This window comes from Hallerella sp., from assembly GCF_022776125.1.
GTDB classification, from domain to species: domain Bacteria; phylum Fibrobacterota; class Fibrobacteria; order Fibrobacterales; family Fibrobacteraceae; genus Hallerella; species Hallerella succinigenes.
On the sequence record NZ_JALFIA010000022.1, the window covers coordinates 15119 to 31350 of the forward strand.

The following is a 16232-nucleotide window of genomic DNA, read 5'->3' on the forward strand; positions in this document are numbered from 1 at the left end:
GTCTTATGAAAAAGAATCTTGGTTTTGGAATGGTTGCGGGCATTGCTCTCGCCTTTGGGCTTTCAAACAGTTTCGCTGCGGATGCGTGCACAGATGCAATGGGGCATTCGGGAAACGGAACCACGGTCACGAAGAACCAAACGGGATCGATCAGCGATAGCCCTTGGGGGTATGAACTCTGGGCGGATGGCGGTTCCAATTCGATGACCTATTATCCAAATGGAACGTTTTCGGCAGAATGGTCGAATAGTAACGACTTTTTGGCACGTGTGGGTTACCGCTATGGCGATAACGGGGAGGGCGTCGATCACAAGACGAAACATTACACGGTAGATTATAAATATACGAAGAATGGACACGGTTCTTACGGCTACATCGGCGTGTACGGCTGGACGGTGAATCCAGAGGTTGAATATTATATTGTTGACGACTGGTACAGTCAGCCGAATGAAAATTATATCGGTGCAAAGTTCGGTGAAATTACGGTAGACGGTGAGACATATACGATTCACGCTTTCCTTCGCCAGCAAGAACCTTCCAAATCGGGAACGTCGACTTTTTTGCAAATCTTCAGTGTCCGTAAAACGCCACGTCAATGCGGTCACATCGATATCTCGGCGCATTTCAACAAGTGGGATGAACTCTTCACCGGTCAAAAGGCAACTTTGAAAGGCTCGAAGGGCGGTGGATCGACGACTCTCAAGTTTGGTCGCGTAACCGAAGTGATGCTCATGAATGAAGCCGGCGGAAATTCAAGCGGAACCGTGGACTATACGTATTTTAATATGAGCGATAACGGTCAAGGCTCTGTAGTTCAAGAACCGGATCCGATCACGCGCGCCCCGTTCGGCGGAACCGCAATCGCCATCCCGGGTACGATAGAGGCCGAAAACTTTGACAACGGAAACGAAGGAGATTCTTACGGTGGAACGAACACGCCAGCCGATGCCGAATACGATGCCGAATACCGCGGCTCGGATTATTCCGTAGCCATTGTGGATGGAGGAACAGGAAAGGCTGTGGGCTATACCGCCGCAGGTGAATGGCTTGAATACACCGTGAATGTTGCACAGGCGGGCGAATATAATATTCAGGCTTCGGTCTCGAACGGTTCCGGGGCTGGCAGCATAAAGCTTTCCATCGACGGAACGGAAATCGGATCGCTCCCGTTCACCGGAACTTCGAACGATTGGAACACATACGAAACCACAACAGGAAGCGCCACGCTCCAAGCAGGCGAGCATGTTCTCCGCATCACCATTGAAGATGCGAATACGAACGTGGACTATGTTTCGTTCAGCTCGGTTGGTTCAACAGCCCTTTCGGATCGCATCCATTTGAACGTCTCTTCCGCAAACTATGCCGTTTTCGACTTGCAAGGGCGCTCCCTTGGGCACGTCAAGGTTCCTGCCGGGGCTAACATTTCGGAAATCCTTTCCGCCCAGTTTAAAAACGCTGGAGTCTACATGGTGAAGCAGGGAAGTCGTCTGCAAAAGATTCGCGTTTCCCATTAAAACAAGAACCTCTCTAAAACGAAAAACGCCCGCTTTTTCCGCGAGCGTTTTTTTACCCCTCTGCCCCCCTGAAAACCCGAAGGCCTCCCAGGAACCATCCGCGGAGGCTTTCATGTAATTGACGTGAAAAGTGGACACTCAAGCAATAATTCGCAGGGAATCGAAGAACGCTGTGAAGGACCGACTGAGAACCTATGGCGTAGGGCTTCTGCCTGTGGAGCTCGTATTCATTCTTTCGAGCCTTTAGAACATTTCCGTGTGTAAAAAGGCCCCCGCTAAAGCGGGAGCCTTCTTGAATTCATGCGAACTCGCGATTATTCGATCGTGATGAGCGTAATGGTGCGCTTGCCGACCTTGATCGGCTTAGACACGTCAACACCCTTCTTGGCCTTCTTGGACGGATCGTTTGCCCAACCTTCCTTGAGCTTTTCGGAGCTCTTGTCAAGAGTCTGGACCGTAGCCTTACCCTTGAAGCCCGGAATGTTCAGGTTGAGTTCGTAATCGCTGTACGGGCTCTTGTTGATCACGAGGAGCGACTTCTTCTTGCCGTTTTCGGTGTAGTAAGTCGTGATGAGCGATTCCTTGTCACCGGTGATTTCGGTCTTGAGAAGCTTGCCGCGGAGAGCGTCGGAAGCCATCTGGAATGCCCAGTAGCTCGGACGCGGGCAGTTCATGCATTCTTCTGCAGAACGGGTCAGGTAACCGTAGTCACCGCCTTCCGGAGTGATATCGTTGTGGATATCCCAGTACTGTGCGTTGTCCACATTTTCAGTGGCGAGCATAGCGAGGTAGTCAGCAACGAACAGACCGTTTTCGAGAGCGATGGTCTGCGGACCCGGGTTGAAGTCCACGGAGTTCCATTCGGTGAGCCAGAGTTCGATCTTCTTGTCCTTCTTGAAGTGGCTTGTCCACTTGTCCACAACCTTATGGAGACGGCTGTAGATCGGAACGAGGTCCTGCGGAGCAGAGAGCATGGCGAAGTCGTTTTCTTCACCGAAGTGCTGCGGATAGTGGTGAACAATGAGACCGTCGGCAATGTCGCCGGTTTCCTTGAGTACGTTGTCGTTCCACTGGCCATCGAGCACGCCGAGGACAGCGACCTTGATCGTCGGGTCAACCTTCTTCATGGCTTCGATGAACTTACGGGCGCGCTTACCATAAATGGTACCGCCGTCCTTACCGTACTTTTCGTAATACGGGTGCCAGTTACCATAGACTTCGTTACCGATTTCCCAGTAAACGATGCCGGCCTTCTTGTCGATGTTCGTGTGCTTCACCCAAGCAGCAGCTTCTTCTTCTGTGCCAGAACCGAAGTTCACAGTGAACATGGCGTTGGAACCGGTCTTCTTGAGCCAGGCGAGGAATTCGTCGGTATCGACCATCCAGTCCTTATTGTCAAGAATTTCCTTCCAGTGGTCGTCATCAGCGCGGAGACCACCCGGGTAACGGATGATGCCGTGGTTGATGCGCTTAGCATATTCTGCAGTCTGGACCTTGAACTTCTTGTTGTCGAGCATGTCGCCGTCCCAGAGGGCTGCGTTGATGCCGAAGAGGCCGCCGGAGATGTTCGGGTTGAGCACTTCGCTCGTGCCCTTCACGTTCACCTTCACGAGAGCCGGACGTTCGGCCTGCTTCACTTCCTTCTGGTTCGTGAGCTTGATGTTATCGATTTCGAAGGAACCGTTAGAACCTTCTCCACCCGGTTTGAAGTCGAGGGAAACGACGCCCTTGAGGTCGAACTGGCCGTTTTCCTTTGCGTTAGGCGGCTGATAGTACGGGAACTTGGAGAAGTTGCGGAACGGAACGATCACCGTGGTGCGACCGCGAGGTACACCGGTGTTTGCTACGAAAAGTTCGTTGCCTGCGTCACCGATCTGGACTGTGATGGATTGCCATGCACGTTCCGAGTAAACGTCGAACATGATGCCCCAATGCTGAGTCCAGTCGCGGAGCTTTGCACCGTGGTTGGCCGGGTTCTTGGTGAAGTCGAGAACGACGTCAACCCAGTCAGACATTTCGAAGTGCTTCACGTTCAAGCTGTTGCCGTCGAGTTTCGAGGACTTGTACGGCATTTCCACTTCCACCTTGGACTTCGGGCCCTTAGACGGTTCCCACTTGTCCTGTGCAAACTTGCCTTCGAAGTCGGAAATCACGAGGTCCGGAGTCTTGTTCTTCCAGTTGTCCCACTTGATATCCGGGTCCACCCAGTCGATCGTTTCTGTGAAGGTGATTTGGTCGACGAAAATCGTCACAGGAGCCGGCTTGCCCGGTTCGCCCTGGTTTTCGCCCTTGCCCACAGAGAAGCGGATTTCCTGGATTTTATTCCACTTCACGTCCTTAGCGACTTCGGCCTGCTTGTTTGCGTCCCAAGCCTTACCCTTGTCGTTGAATTTCTTGAGAGGAATCTTCACGAGCTTCCAGTCCGTGCCGACCTTGGAGCCTTCGATCCAGTCGTTCAGGCTGATCTTCGTCTGGCTCTTGATGTCGTTGCCCTGGTTGTCGAGGATACCGACGTACACCTTTTCGCCACCGAGCTTACCCTTGATCCAGAAGTAGAGACCGCCCTTGTTGCGGACCTTGGAAAGGTCAATGAACTTGCCTTCACCGAGCGAGTAGGTCACACCGGACCAGTCGTTGTTGTCGATGTACATGGCGAGCACATTCGGGTTGCCCTGGGTCTTCGAGTCTGCTTCACGCTGAGCGGTGAGACCGCCGTAAACGTAAGAGAAGCCCTTGAGCTGGTTATCATAGAATGTTCCGCCAGAAACCGGCTTGACCTTGCCGTCAAGCTTTTCCGGGTTCTTCGGACCGTCGATCACGTCGTTGTTTTCGTCCCAGTAAACAATCTTCGGCTTTGGTTTGGCCTTCTTGTTGCCCTTGACGATTTCGATATTGTCGATTAAAACTTCGAACTCGGGGTTCACGCCCTTGTCGATCGAGAAACGGACTTCTGCGATCTTGTCCCAGTCGATGCGAGCCGGGAATTCGGACTTACGGGTGTTATCCCAGTAAAGGCCACGATCCGGGAAGTCGACGAGAGGAATGGAAACCTTCTTCCAGTCCTTCGTCACGGCGCCGCCTTGGATGTACTTGGCCATTGGGAGCGCGACTTGAGTCTTCTTGCCATCGCCCACTTCGTCGTCGAGGAGGCCGATCTTGAGCTGCTCGCCACCGTTCTTGCCCTTGATCATGAATTCGAGCTTGGAGTCAAGGATGTACTTGCTCAAGTCGAAAAATTCGTTGTAAAGGCAGATCGAAGCGCCGGAGTAATCCGTCGGGTCGAGCTTGATGTCGAGAGCTGACTTGGACTTGTAGCCACCTTCCTTCGTGACAGTCACTGTTCCGCCCTTACCACCGTAGGTGTAGTCGAAACCACCCTGGCGATACTGGTCGTCGAACATCTTATATACGACGATGCGCGGAGGTCTCTGCGCCATCGCAGCTGTCGTCGCAAGCCCCAAGAAGAGCATGGACGAAGCTTTCAAGAATTGATGCTTCATTCGGTATTCCCTCTGTTTAGTTAGGTGTTTGTCAATTCAATTAATCGATTACTTCTTCTGTTCCTTAGCTTCTTTCAACAGCTTTTCGACGAGATCCGGGCTAAAGCGGTCTTGACGCTTGCCGTTGATATAGAAGTTCGGGGTGCCCTGGACGCCTACCTTGACACCGAGCTGGAAGTCTTCATTGATACGAGCCTGTTTGGCAGAGTCGAGAGCCATGCTCTTTTCGAACTTTGCCATGTCGAGGCCGATTTCCTTTGCGACTTTCTTAAACGTTTCTGGATTGAGTTCGCGGTTCTTGTCGGCAAGCGCATAGCGGTATTCCCAGAACTTGCCCTGTTCCTGAGCGGCCATGGTGGCGGCTGCTGCACCCGGAGCGTCCTTGTGGAAGCTGAGCGGGAAGTGCTTGAATACGAACTTGATTTCGTCCTTGTGCTTATTCATCAAGTCGTGGATCGTCGGAGCGATACGGGCGCAGTACGGGCATTGGAATTCAGAAAATTCGACGATCGTGAGGAGAGGATCCTTGGTGTTGCCGAAGACCGGGCTTGTGCCGACCGGGATGTCCCATACCTTGTTATCGGCTTCCATTTCGGCCTTCATCTGTTCAATGGAAAGACCACGCTTTTCGAGACCATACTTAAGAATTTCGAATTCTTCGTGCATGGTCTTGACTTCGGCGGCAAGACTGTCGAGCTTTGTACCCTTCGAACCGTCTGTTTTGCCACTTGCCGAAGCTTCGTTGCATGCGGAAAGGGAAATAAGCAGAGCTGCACTGAGTGCCAACGAGAAAGATTTCATGAAATGATCCTTTTTAAAATTTCGTTTTTAAAATATATAAAAGGCGGTCTGTCGGTACCCGATTTTTGAATATTCGGTTGCCGAAGGAACCGTCTTAGAAAAAGAAAATTTACACAACAATCCGGATTACTTTGCACTCGCCACGTAAGCCTTGATTGCGTCGCGAATCTTCGTGAATACGAGACGGAGTTCGTCTTCATCTTCTTCGAGGAGCGTGATGCGGAAGCCTTCGAGTTCGCTGCAGAAGCTGCTGATCGGAACGACACAGACGCCGGTCGTCGCAAGCAGGTAGTACACAAAGCGGTAGTCTTCGCTCTTGACGTTTGCCGTCCACTGATTCACAAGCGACTTGATCTTCGGATCTTCGATCGGAAGGGACTGGCGAGAGTTCAAAACGCCCGGCTTGAAGACGATTGTATTGTAGAATGCGCCGTAGGTCGGGTTGAAGTAAAGTTCCGGAACGTCGGAAAGAATTTCATTGATGACCGCGCTACGGCGTCCAATGCGTTCGTTCAGAGCCTGACGGTGCGCCGAATAGCGGGAGTCGCCGAGAATCTTTGGAATTGTGAGCTGCGGAATCGTCGTCGAGCAGACTTCGATCATTTTCGCGTTGTCGATCGCACGGCAGAACGCATCGAACTCAGGGTCCTTGTCGCGGTTGTAGTATTCGACCCAGCCGCAACGAGCGCCCGGCCACGGATACTGCTTGGAAATGCCGTTCATGGAAATTCCCGGGACGTCGCCGATGTAAGTAGCGAGCGGATACGCATGGGCTCCGTTGTACGTAATCTTGCTGTAGATTTCGTCGCAGATGATGCAGAGTTTATAGTCCTTTGCGATCTTCACCATCTTTTCGAGGTATTCAAGAGGATAGACCATGCCGGTCGGATTGTCCGGGTTCAAAATCAAAATGCCGGCCACGTTCGGGTTGTACTTGACCTTGTTCTCCAGTTCTTCGAGATCCGGGAGCCAATGGTTTTCTGGACGGAGGTGGTACACGAGCGGGGAAGAGTGCGCATGGGCTGCTTCCGCGGAACTGTGGGTGCTGTAAGCTGGAGACGGCCCAATGATGCGGGTCGTCATCGACAGCTGGCTGTAGATGGTCGAAATGGCGTCACCGAGGCCGTTGAAGAAGAGGATGTCTTCCGGCGTGATCTGCACGCCGCCGAGCTTGTTCGTTTCGTTCGCAATGAATTCGCGGGTGGAAAGAAGTCCCTTGGACGGGCAGTAGGCGTAGCTGTTGTTTTCCTTGGCGAGGTCGCTGACGATTTCTTTGATCCATTCCGGGATCTGGCAATGCTTTTGAATCGGGTCGCCGATGTTTTCCCAGTGGATCTTGAGACCGAGTGCCTTTAACTGATTGGCCTTCTTGACGATCTCACGGATTTCGTACGAGAGCTCTTTTGCACCTTCAGTTAAAAGTCGTTTACGCATAATTTGTGTCTCCGATAAATTTCGAATTGAATAGACGATTGTAAATCTAATTAAAAGAAATTTTGGTTGTTTGTTTATTGGGGGTAAAGTGAATGTTTTTCCACTGGCATGGAGGGGTTACCGTGGCACGGGCGGCTCGCATGCTCGGCGGGAGTCAAGGTAGGAGCCCACTCAGAGTTGCGAACCCCTTACTCGCATCCACCCCCGTGGCCATGCTATAGTCCGGGCGTTTGGGCGGTGCGCCTTTTGCCTGTGTGGATGAAAAATGTTTGTGTTTTGCTGTGGAAGAAATCATGGAACCTCGGTGGATGAAAAAGCTTAAAATGAAAAAAGGACAGTCAAAATCGACTGTCCTCAAAACTTGGATTCTAAATTCGCACTAGGCGGATCGGAGTCTCATTTCTGTGGACGGTCGAATACTAGCTCGGGCTGCTGCCGCGCTTGTTGCAATGGCTGCTGCTATGATGTTCTGTCCAAAAGAATGATTCATACGTTTTTAATTTAGTACAAGTTCTTAGAGATTGCAAGGGCTTTCTTCGCCGAAAATTTCGATGCGCTTGTACTGCTTGATCTTCTTGTCTTCGGTGATGCCGTTCTCGGCGAGGTACTTGTTCAGCGCTTGTAAGATGAGGTCCTGCGTGTGTTTGGGCACGGGCTTCTTGCCGAGGCGCGCCTTTTGCACCATCTTGTGGTTCAGGTTGAGGGGGAGCATTTCAACCAAGGCGTGGTTCGGTGCGTTCAGGGATTGGAGAATTTCGTCGAGTTTGGTCATGATAGTCTTGCCTGTTGAGCGTTTTGCGAAGCAAATTTAGTTTCTATATTGAGACCATGCAAAAATTGGATTCTCTTTTTCAGCGCTATCCGCTGTTCCGCTTTATTCCTGCTGTACTGTTGCTCGCGATGATATTTCGCACCTCTTCGATCGATGGGGATGGCATGGACTGGCTTGTGCCACCGTTCGATAAATTTTTGCATGCCGGAACATTCGGCGCGTTGGCGATCTTTTTTGGACTGTGGTTCACGAATGCCCGTTGGGAAAAGAACCGTCTGATCGTGGCGCTTTATTGCGTCGGGCTTTGTCTTTTGGCAGGTGTCCTTGACGAATACCATCAGAGCTTTGTGCCCGGACGGAGCGTTTCCGTTGGCGACATCATCGCGGACGTATTCGGCGGCACTTGTGGAATCACGCTTTACGCTTTGGTAAAACCTTGGAAGCGTTTACGCATTTTTCGGGAAGATTCCAAGCTGCTGGAATAGATTATCCGTGGCAGAAGAGAATCATGCAAACAACAAGGATCAGGATGATGATGGGGAGAATCTTCAGGAGTAATGTGATTGCGCAAGCATCCTCAATTCTTCCCGATCCGAAAATCATGACCAGGGCAAGTACAATTAGAAACGTTACTAGCATGAATTAATAATGTTCCGGCTTCATGACGATGAGGATTGCATCGACGATGATTCCCACACCGAGAAGCCCGCCCGTGCAAAGCCAAAGAATTCCCGTCCAGATTTTACCTTCGTAAAAACGGTGCAGTCCCAGATAGCCGAGCAGAATGCAGAGGGCGAGGGCTATCCACTTATTATGTTCTCCTTCACGAGGCATAGATTCTCCTTTTTTCCTAAATCTACAAAGTTTTGGTCGTTTTGCCTTTTAAGGATGGCTCTGTATAAATTTAGATTGGATTCAAGAATGCTGAAAGATGAGGTTTATCGGTATTTAACGAGGATTCCCCACGGGAAGGTGGTGACGTATGGTCAGATCGCCGATTCCTTGGGAAATAAAAAACTCGCACGGGCGGTGGGAATCGTTTTGCACAATAATCCGGACCCGGTGAAATATCCTTGTTACAAAGTTGTGAATGCAACAGGGGAACTTTCAAGACATTTTGCTTTCGGCGGAATCGAAGGCCAAAAGGCGCGTCTCCAAGAAGACGGCGTGGAAGTCATCGGTGACCGAGTCGACCTTTTGAAGTTTCAGTTTCGCGAATAAAATAATAAAGACCTTCATAACGAAGGACTTTATTTTTGTCTTCTATAAAAATGATTAAGGAGCGATCTTTCCAAGCATCACGACTTCGCGTTCCAGCTTGAACTTGTGGCCACTGTTTTCGTAAACGCGCTGGATCACGAGTTCGGTCAAATCGTAAACGTCCTTGGCCGTTGCGTTGCCTGTGTTCACGATAAAGCCAGCGTGCTTGGTCGAAACCTGAGCACCGCCGACGCTCGTGCCCTTGAGGCCTGCTTCATCGATGAGGGTACCAGCGTATCCGCCGACCGGACGCTTGAACATGGACCCCGCGTTCGGGAGGTCGAGCGGCTGTTTCGTCTTGCGGGATTCCATTACCTTCTTCTGGGCTTCGACGAGTTCGTCTGCGTTGGCCGGGGTCAGCTTGAAGGTCGCTTCGAGAATGATCTTCTTCGTATTCTGGAATACGGACTTGCGGTAGCCGAACTGGCATTCTTCGAAGGAGTAATCCTTAATGGAACCGTCTTCTTCAAGAACCTTGATGGAGACGATATGCTGACCGGTTTCCTGGTCGTAGGCGCCTGCGTTCATGTAAAGAGCACCGCCGAGGGTAGCCGGGATGCCCGCGAGCAAGTGGATGCCTGCAAGTCCGAGCGTTGCGCTCTTGCGAGCGAGGAGTGTCAGCGGGGCGCCAGCCTTGGCAACCAGAGTATCGTTTTCAAACTTGAAATCGCTGAAACCCTTACCGAGCTTGATGATGAGTCCGTCGTAACCTTCGTCCGAAGCGAGAATGTTCGATCCGCAACCGATGACAAAATATGGAAGATTCTTTTCGGCTGCGAACTTTTTTGCGGCGACGAGGTCTTCGAAGGTGTCCGGTTTGTAGAAATAACGGGCTGTACCACCGATTCGGAAGGTAGTAAGCTTTTTCAAATCAACATTTTCGAGTATATTGTTTAGTAATTCCATATTTTAAAAATGCATAATATGACGGCGGAACGTATCGATTTAGAGGCTTTAAAAAGCACAATTTCTATCACCCAGGTGGCTGAACGCTTGGGTCATTCGGTCGTACGAGGCAAAATTCGCTGTCCGTATGCGATGCGACATGCCCATGGGGACCGTACCCCCAGCGTTTCGATTTCGGAATCCAAGGGGCTTTTTAATTGTTGGGTATGCCCGGATGTGCGTGGCGACGTCATCAAATTGGTGGAAATTTCCAAAAATTTGGACTTTAAGGGCGCCATCAGCTGGCTGCAGAATGAGTTCGGCATGCCGACGGGGAATTCGAACGAAGCCTTACCCATGCCGATGATCAAAGTTGTTCACAAGGCTCCTGAACCGGAAATCGATCCGATCCTTCGGGCAAAAATCATCCTCGCTTTTTTTGAAAAGCTCTCGCCGGTGGAAGGTTCTCCTGCGGCGCCTTGGCTTATAAAGCGCCGAATTTTCAAAAAAACCTGGGAAAAGATGCGCTTGCGCGTGATTACCGATTACGACCGGGTGAACCGTTCCTTGCTCGATCAGTTCGGACTTGAAGTTTTGCAGAAAGCGGGCCTTTTTAATGATAAGGGAAACCTGCGCTATTATAAACATCGTCTGCTTTTTCCGTATCTCGATACGAAGGTGATTCCGCGTTTTTTTCAGGCGCGGTCCATTGAACCGGATACGCAGCCGAAGGAATTAAACTTGCGCGGTCAGGTGCCGTTCCCGTTTCACGTTTCGTTGCTCGATGGTGAACCTGGGTGGATTTACCTGTGCGAAGGCTGCGTGGATACGCTCACGATGATCGATCGCGGGTTCCCGGCTGTGGGAATTCCGGGGGTCAAATCCTTTAAGCCGGAATGGGCTAACCTCTTTAAAAACAAGAACGTTATCGTATGCTTGGACCAGGACGAGGCTGGCAGGGCTATGACTCGTGTCGTGGTGGATGTTTTGCAAAAGGCGGGCATCAAGGCGTCTCCGCTTGGCGAAGGCATCACGGTCGAAAGTTTTAAAATGGCGGAAGGGCAGGACATCAATTCCTGGTTCGGCGGAAAAAAGTAATCCGCCCTTTTCTATATTCGTGCCTGTGAAGCCTTCTCAATTAAAACAAAAAATAGTCGACTTCTGGAAGTCGCTTCCGCAGGGTTTGCGGACGGCTCTTTCGGTCATCGCTTGCGCTTTGAAATGGATTTACCGTATTGTGGACCGTTTGGTGCGGATCGCGCTGCTCGGTTTGATGTTGTATGCGATTGCATTTACCGTGGTGATGTCCGTCCTTTTGTATAAAGGTTTCGTTTACTGCTACGACATTTACGATAATGTGAAGCAGCTCGAATTTACGAACCCGGAAATGAGCCGTTACATGGAGGCTCTGGTCGATTCGAATCCGGCAACGCAGATCAAGCATCGCTTTGTGCCTCTCGACAGCATTAGCCCGTATTTGCGGAAGGCGGTGATCGCAAGCGAAGACGCGGGCTTCTACTATCATCCGGGCTTCGATGTGCGTGCGATTGCGGAAGCTCTCGATGCGAACCGCTATTATGGCAAGACCAAGTTCGGCGCTAGTACGATTACCCAACAGCTTGCAAAGAACCTGTTCCTTTCGAGCGAACGTTCGTGGGAACGCAAGTTCAAGGAGCTCGCCTATGCGCTTCTCATGGAAAAGATTCTCGGCAAGGATCGCATTCTTGAACTGTACTTGAATTACGCCCAATGGGGCCCGAATATTTTTGGCTGCGAAATGGCGAGCCAGGCATATTTTAAAAAGAGCGCTTACAAGTTGAACCTTGACCAGTCGATCAATATGGCTGCGGTCCTTGCAAGCCCCGGAAAACATAATCCGAATGGACGTTACAGCCGCTTTATGGCGAGCCGCCGTTCGGTGATTTACCAGAATATGTTCCCCCGACGCGACAGCCTGAAAGTGGACAGCTTGAAGGCTTTGAACACACCGCCAGATTCGTCGGCAGCAAGTGGGGAAACAAGCGTTTCGAACTGATTTTGCGTGAATTCAATCACGTTTAGTAACCCCATGGCTATGCGATTATGTGGTGCCGTTGTTCTATGCTTTGTATAACTCCGTTCTGCTGCGGTGGATTTTGATTTTCTATATTTATTCTGTAAATCAACAAAGGATTTTATATGCGCAATGAGTTCGAAAGCCCGCTGATCAAGCGTTATGCCTCCAAGGAAATGAGTTTCATCTTCAGTCCGCAGCACAAGTTCGAGACTTGGCGTAAGCTGTGGATCTACCTCGCCGAATCCGAAATGGAACTTGGTCTTCCGATTACACAGGAACAGGTGGACGAACTCAAGTCACACGCAACGGACATCAACTTTGACGTGGCGGAAGCGGAAGAAAAGCGTCGCCGTCATGACGTGATGAGCCACGTTTACGCTTACGGTGTTCAGTGCCCGAAGGCTAAGGGCATTATTCACCTTGGTGCGACGTCCGCATTCGTCGGTGACAATACCGATTTGATCCAGATGAAGCAGGGCCTTATCCTTGTGCGCAAGCGCCTTTGCCGTGTGATGGACAAGCTTTCCAAGTTTGCGATGGAATACAAGGACATGCCGCAGCTCGGTGCAACGCACTTCCAAGCGGCACAACTCACGACTGTGGGCAAGCGCGCTTGCCTTTGGCTGCAGGACATGTTGATTGACCTCGAAGAATTGAATTTCCTCATTAAGGTCCTTCCGTTCCGCGGCGTGAAGGGTACGACCGGTACGCAGGCAAGCTTCATGGACCTCTTCAACGGCGACGAAGAAAAGATCATGGAACTCGACCGTCGTGTGACTGAAAAAGCTGGCTTCGAACGCGTTCTCACCATCACCGGCCAAACTTACACCCGCAAGTGGGACAACCGCGTAAACCAGGTGCTCAGTTCCATCGCTCAGTCTCTGCACAAGTTTGCCACCGACATGCGCCTGATGCAGGGCGTGAAGGAAGTGGAAGAACCGTTCGAAAAGACGCAGATCGGCTCCAGCGCCATGGCTTACAAGCGTAACCCGATGAGGAGCGAACGCATTTGCTCCCTCGCCCGTTTCGTGATGGCTCAAGTGAACAGCACCGCTTTCACCCAGGCAACGCAGTGGTTCGAACGCACCCTCGACGATAGCGCAAACAAGCGTCTCGCCATTCCGGAAGCGTTCCTCGCCATGGATGCCATGCTCATTATCGCCGAGAACGTCACCAACGGCCTCGTCGTTTACCCGAAGGTCATCGAAAAGCGCATCATGGCCGAACTCCCGTTCATGGCTACCGAAAACATCATCATGGAAGGAGTCAAGAACGGCGGCGACCGTCAGGAACTCCACGAAGAAATCCGCGTGATGAGTATGGAAGCGGGCAAGGTCGTGAAGGAACAGGGCAAGGATAACGATCTCCTTGAACGCGTTCTCAAAAATGAAAAGTTCCAGAAGCTCGGCATCACTGAAGCGAAGCTCAAGGAAATCCTCGACCTCCGCAAGTTCGTGGGCCGCGCTCCGGGGCAGGTGGTGAAGTTTGTCGGCGACGAAGTTCTTCCGGCGATTGAAGCCGTTCCTGATTGGAATGTTTTGGATGCCGGTGAACTGAAGGTCTAAGCCATTTTCCCTATAACACGTCGCGATTCGTCGTTGCTCGGGCTTTTACATACGGAAAGTACGCTGCAATCCTTCGTGCCTTGTCTTGCTCGGTTCTAAAAATAGAGTAAGGCTCAGTTTTAAGGAAATGTGAAAACGGTGGAATGCAAGTTTCGCCGTTTTTTGTTTGGGTGGAATTAGCGTTTGCCGATTTCGCGTGGGTGGAAGGTGCGGTGTTCTTCCTGAATCATCTGGTCGCTGATGTGCGTATAGATCTGCGTGGTGGTCACGTTTGCGTGTCCGAGCAGTTCCTGTAAAACGCGCAGGTCCATACCGGCTTCAAGACAGTGCGTCGCGAAGCTGTGGCGGAATGTGTGCGGCGTAACATGCTTGTTCAAGTGCGCGGTGTATTTTTGGATCAGCTTCCACGCTCCCATGCGGGTCATTTTGCCGCCACGGGAATTCAAGATGATGGTATCGGATTTAGGAGAAAGTGCAAGTCGCGGCCCCTGCATCCAGACCTTTAAATTTTCTTTCGCCTTTTCGCCGAGCGGGACGAGCCTTTGCTTGTTTCCCTTGCCGATCGGTGTAATCCATTCGTTTTCGAAGTCAATGTCTTGAATGCGAATGGAAAGCGCTTCTGCAATGCGGAGCCCTTCTGAATAAAGTAATTCGAGAAGCGCCGTGTCGCGTTCCGGAGCCTTGGAAAGTTCCTGGATTTTTTCAAAGATGCTATCGACTTCTTCTCGGGTCAGGCACTGTGGCAGGTAATGGCCGATGCGCGGGGTCGCGAGCAGGCTGTCGGTGGAGTAGGGGAATACCTTTTCACGCAAAAGGAATTTGAGGAATCCGCGAAGGCTCGAAAAGTGCCTTGCCACGGAAGTCGGACTGTAATCTTCTCTGCCGGCGATTTGCGTCAAAAATTCGTCTAGGTTTTCGGGCTTGAGATCGCTGATTTTGGACTCGCGTTCGTCTGCCCAGTACACAAAATGGCGCAGGTCTTCTTCATAGCTCTGGATCGTAGCTTGGGACAGATTACGTTCTACGCCCAAGAACGAGAGATAAGAATCTAACCATTCACCATTTTCCATGATTGCCAAAATATATTTAACTCTGAATAAGAAAAAATTTGATTATTTCTTGCAAATTCCCCTTGCCACTCGTTTTTGCTTTTTTTATAATTGTGCGCGTCGATGACGACATGGATGATTAGCTCAGTTGGTAGAGCAGCTGACTCTTAATCAGCGGGTCGCAGGTTCGACCCCTGCATCATCCACGAAACAAATACCAACGTTCGCGTAAGCACCGTCCTTTAGGCTTTGGCTGCAGCGGACACGGACGATTAGCTCAGTTGGTAGAGCAGCTGACTCTTAATCAGCGGGTCGCAGGTTCGACCCCTGCATCGTCCATAAAGCCCCTTTTTGAACAGAAAAGGGGCTTTTTCTTTGCGTTCAGAAAAATCGGCAGGGACGGGACGGAGTCCGGAAGCGGTAATTTTTAGAATCGGCAAAGTACTGCCCCGGAGAACGGGACGGCAAGGAACGGGTTCGATCCCGGCTTCCGTCGCTTTTTTGTCCCGCCTAAAATTGACCTGCGAAGCAGTAAAAAAACGGTAAAAAATTTTGATCAAAGGAGGCCCCGGATGAAGAGCTACAGCATCTGCCAGGCGAACAAGCTTCACGGCTCGGATTACTGGTACGGACGCATCAATGACGACGGGGAAGTTAAGTACATATCCCTGAAGACGAAGCGGAAGTCGGAAGCGCAGGAATGGCTCTCCATGATGAACGCACGGCGCTTCCTGCCGGAAGAAAGGGACGGATGGAAGAAAAGGGACAAATTCTTGAAGGCCCCCCGGGATACCATTTTTTCTTGGAAATTCTTTACATAGCAGTGGTATTCATCGATAAGAAATTTTTCACTTTTTGTAAAAGTGTAGCCTCTTTCGTAATCCCAAAGCATTATTTTATTTTGATCTTTACATTCAAACGGATTCTCTTTTTCACCATAAAAAAATTTGATGTAAGCCAGAGTAAGCTTCATTTATGCAATAAAAATAAAACGTTTTTCATGGACGGTCGCCCGTTCGATTTTTACACGGGTTTCAAGGCTTCGTATTCGAAATCTAGAGCCTGGAAAGCGGTGAACGCCTCGTCCACGAAGCAGTCGAGCGCGGATGTATAACCGGCTCCGTCCATTCCATTGAACAGCTCGAGTTCGAGATCGACTACGTCGAGAAGAACAAGAAGTATACCACCTGGGAAGTGGCGAAGAAGGCGTACGAGAAGGCGCTCGCGGGCGTCAAGTTCCAGAAGGGCGTTCGAGAAGGCCGAAAAGCGTGCCGCAGAGGTAAACAGCCCCTCGGAACTGTTGGGTAGAGATTCTTTGTTATTTATAACTAATGGTAACGGTCCATTCCAAATCGCAATCTTCTGCTTCGCTGTCGTTTTGCATAATGGGTGTATC

The 16232-nt window shown here is 50.8% G+C and carries 15 protein-coding genes and 2 tRNA genes; 9 read left to right on the forward strand and 8 right to left on the reverse strand.

The features are described 5' to 3' along the window. Nucleotides 1–5 precede the first annotated feature (5 nt). Entirely contained in the window at nucleotides 6–1514 is a 1509-nt protein-coding gene (locus tag MR847_RS03240; RefSeq protein WP_287722932.1) for a glycoside hydrolase family 11 protein, read from the forward strand. A 314-nt stretch (nucleotides 1515–1828) separates the two neighbouring features. On the opposite strand, the gene MR847_RS03245 is transcribed toward MR847_RS03240, so the two are convergent. The 4 genes from MR847_RS03245 to MR847_RS03260 all read right to left on the reverse strand — a co-directional run bounded on the left by MR847_RS03245 (nucleotide 1829) and on the right by MR847_RS03260 (nucleotide 8021). Further along, nucleotides 1829–5014, reverse strand: a complete 3186-nt coding sequence (locus MR847_RS03245) for a carbohydrate binding domain-containing protein (protein WP_287722933.1) — start codon at nucleotides 5012–5014, stop codon at nucleotides 1829–1831. 48 nt (nucleotides 5015–5062) lie between these two features. Beyond that, a complete protein-coding gene (locus tag MR847_RS03250; protein WP_100426430.1) occupies nucleotides 5063–5815 on the reverse strand; it encodes a DsbA family protein in 753 nt (250 codons plus the stop codon). Nucleotides 5816–5941: 126 nt separating this feature from the next. Further along, entirely contained in the window at nucleotides 5942–7249 is a 1308-nt protein-coding gene (locus tag MR847_RS03255) for a pyridoxal phosphate-dependent aminotransferase (protein ID WP_100426431.1), read from the reverse strand. Between the two features lie 514 nt (nucleotides 7250–7763). Continuing rightward, entirely contained in the window at nucleotides 7764–8021 is a 258-nt protein-coding gene (locus tag MR847_RS03260) for a hypothetical protein (RefSeq protein ID WP_100426432.1), read from the reverse strand. Nucleotides 8022–8044: 23 nt separating this feature from the next. On the opposite strand from MR847_RS03260, the gene MR847_RS03265 reads away from it, so the two are divergent. Then, nucleotides 8045–8506, forward strand: a complete 462-nt coding sequence (locus tag MR847_RS03265) for a VanZ family protein (protein WP_477190190.1) — start codon at nucleotides 8045–8047, stop codon at nucleotides 8504–8506. Nucleotides 8507–8663: 157 nt separating this feature from the next. Here the strand turns inward: MR847_RS03265 and MR847_RS03270 are convergent, their stop codons facing one another. Beyond that, complete coding sequence (locus tag MR847_RS03270) at nucleotides 8664–8855, reverse strand: TM2 domain-containing protein (protein WP_100426434.1); 192 nt, start codon at nucleotides 8853–8855, stop codon at nucleotides 8664–8666. An 87-nt stretch (nucleotides 8856–8942) separates the two neighbouring features. Here MR847_RS03270 and MR847_RS03275 point away from each other — a divergent pair, with 87 nt between their 5' ends. Then, the gene (locus MR847_RS03275; RefSeq protein WP_287722934.1) at nucleotides 8943–9242 is read left to right on the forward strand and encodes an MGMT family protein; all 300 of its coding nucleotides are present in this window, start codon (nucleotides 8943–8945) and stop codon (nucleotides 9240–9242) included. Between the two features lie 54 nt (nucleotides 9243–9296). Here the strand turns inward: MR847_RS03275 and murB are convergent, their stop codons facing one another. Then, nucleotides 9297–10187, reverse strand: a complete 891-nt coding sequence (murB, locus tag MR847_RS03280) for a UDP-N-acetylmuramate dehydrogenase (RefSeq protein ID WP_277002305.1) — start codon at nucleotides 10185–10187, stop codon at nucleotides 9297–9299. Between the two features lie 9 nt (nucleotides 10188–10196). Here murB and MR847_RS03285 point away from each other — a divergent pair, with 9 nt between their 5' ends. From MR847_RS03285 to purB, 3 genes are all read left to right on the forward strand, one after another. Continuing rightward, nucleotides 10197–11264, forward strand: a complete 1068-nt coding sequence (locus MR847_RS03285) for a toprim domain-containing protein (RefSeq protein ID WP_287722935.1) — start codon at nucleotides 10197–10199, stop codon at nucleotides 11262–11264. 25 nt (nucleotides 11265–11289) lie between these two features. Further along, on the forward strand, nucleotides 11290–12201 hold the full coding sequence (gene mtgA / locus MR847_RS03290; protein WP_157798056.1) for a monofunctional biosynthetic peptidoglycan transglycosylase: 912 nt from the start codon (nucleotides 11290–11292) through the stop codon (nucleotides 12199–12201). Nucleotides 12202–12344: 143 nt separating this feature from the next. Continuing rightward, the gene (purB, locus tag MR847_RS03295; RefSeq protein ID WP_277002310.1) at nucleotides 12345–13787 is read left to right on the forward strand and encodes an adenylosuccinate lyase; all 1443 of its coding nucleotides are present in this window, start codon (nucleotides 12345–12347) and stop codon (nucleotides 13785–13787) included. Between the two features lie 176 nt (nucleotides 13788–13963). On the opposite strand, the gene MR847_RS03300 is transcribed toward purB, so the two are convergent. Next, a complete protein-coding gene (locus MR847_RS03300; RefSeq protein ID WP_277002313.1) occupies nucleotides 13964–14857 on the reverse strand; it encodes a tyrosine recombinase in 894 nt (297 codons plus the stop codon). A gap of 112 nt (nucleotides 14858–14969) precedes the next feature. On the opposite strand from MR847_RS03300, the gene MR847_RS03305 reads away from it, so the two are divergent. The 3 genes from MR847_RS03305 (at nucleotide 14970) to MR847_RS03315 (ending at nucleotide 15657) form a co-directional block, all read left to right on the forward strand. Further along, nucleotides 14970–15042: transfer RNA gene (locus MR847_RS03305), tRNA-Lys, on the forward strand. Nucleotides 15043–15102: 60 nt separating this feature from the next. Further along, nucleotides 15103–15175, forward strand: a tRNA-Lys gene (locus MR847_RS03310). Nucleotides 15176–15408: 233 nt separating this feature from the next. Beyond that, on the forward strand, nucleotides 15409–15657 hold the full coding sequence (locus MR847_RS03315; protein ID WP_277002316.1) for a hypothetical protein: 249 nt from the start codon (nucleotides 15409–15411) through the stop codon (nucleotides 15655–15657). A gap of 202 nt (nucleotides 15658–15859) precedes the next feature. On the opposite strand, the gene MR847_RS03320 is transcribed toward MR847_RS03315, so the two are convergent. Beyond that, nucleotides 15860–16232 (reverse strand): hypothetical protein (locus tag MR847_RS03320; RefSeq protein ID WP_287722936.1); only part of this gene is annotated, 373 nt, incomplete at its 5' end.

What these genes read in the sequence shown, in the direction of transcription:
- MR847_RS03240 (WP_287722932.1), top strand. Translation starts at nt 6, where the DNA reads ATGAAAAAGAATCTTGGTTTTGGAATGGTTGCGGGCATTGCTCTCGCC.
- MR847_RS03245 (WP_287722933.1), bottom strand. Translation starts at nt 5,014, where the DNA reads ATGAAGCATCAATTCTTGAAAGCTTCGTCCATGCTCTTCTTGGGGCTT.
- MR847_RS03250 (WP_100426430.1), bottom strand. Translation starts at nt 5,815, where the DNA reads ATGAAATCTTTCTCGTTGGCACTCAGTGCAGCTCTGCTTATTTCCCTT.
- MR847_RS03255 (WP_100426431.1), bottom strand. Translation starts at nt 7,249, where the DNA reads ATGCGTAAACGACTTTTAACTGAAGGTGCAAAAGAGCTCTCGTACGAA.
- MR847_RS03260 (WP_100426432.1), bottom strand. Translation starts at nt 8,021, where the DNA reads ATGACCAAACTCGACGAAATTCTCCAATCCCTGAACGCACCGAACCAC.
- MR847_RS03270 (WP_100426434.1), bottom strand. Translation starts at nt 8,855, where the DNA reads ATGCCTCGTGAAGGAGAACATAATAAGTGGATAGCCCTCGCCCTCTGC.
- MR847_RS03275 (WP_287722934.1), top strand. Translation starts at nt 8,943, where the DNA reads ATGCTGAAAGATGAGGTTTATCGGTATTTAACGAGGATTCCCCACGGG.
- murB (WP_277002305.1), bottom strand. Translation starts at nt 10,187, where the DNA reads ATGGAATTACTAAACAATATACTCGAAAATGTTGATTTGAAAAAGCTT.
- MR847_RS03285 (WP_287722935.1), top strand. Translation starts at nt 10,197, where the DNA reads ATGCATAATATGACGGCGGAACGTATCGATTTAGAGGCTTTAAAAAGC.
- purB (WP_277002310.1), top strand. Translation starts at nt 12,345, where the DNA reads ATGCGCAATGAGTTCGAAAGCCCGCTGATCAAGCGTTATGCCTCCAAG.
- MR847_RS03300 (WP_277002313.1), bottom strand. Translation starts at nt 14,857, where the DNA reads ATGGAAAATGGTGAATGGTTAGATTCTTATCTCTCGTTCTTGGGCGTA.
- MR847_RS03315 (WP_277002316.1), top strand. Translation starts at nt 15,409, where the DNA reads ATGAAGAGCTACAGCATCTGCCAGGCGAACAAGCTTCACGGCTCGGAT.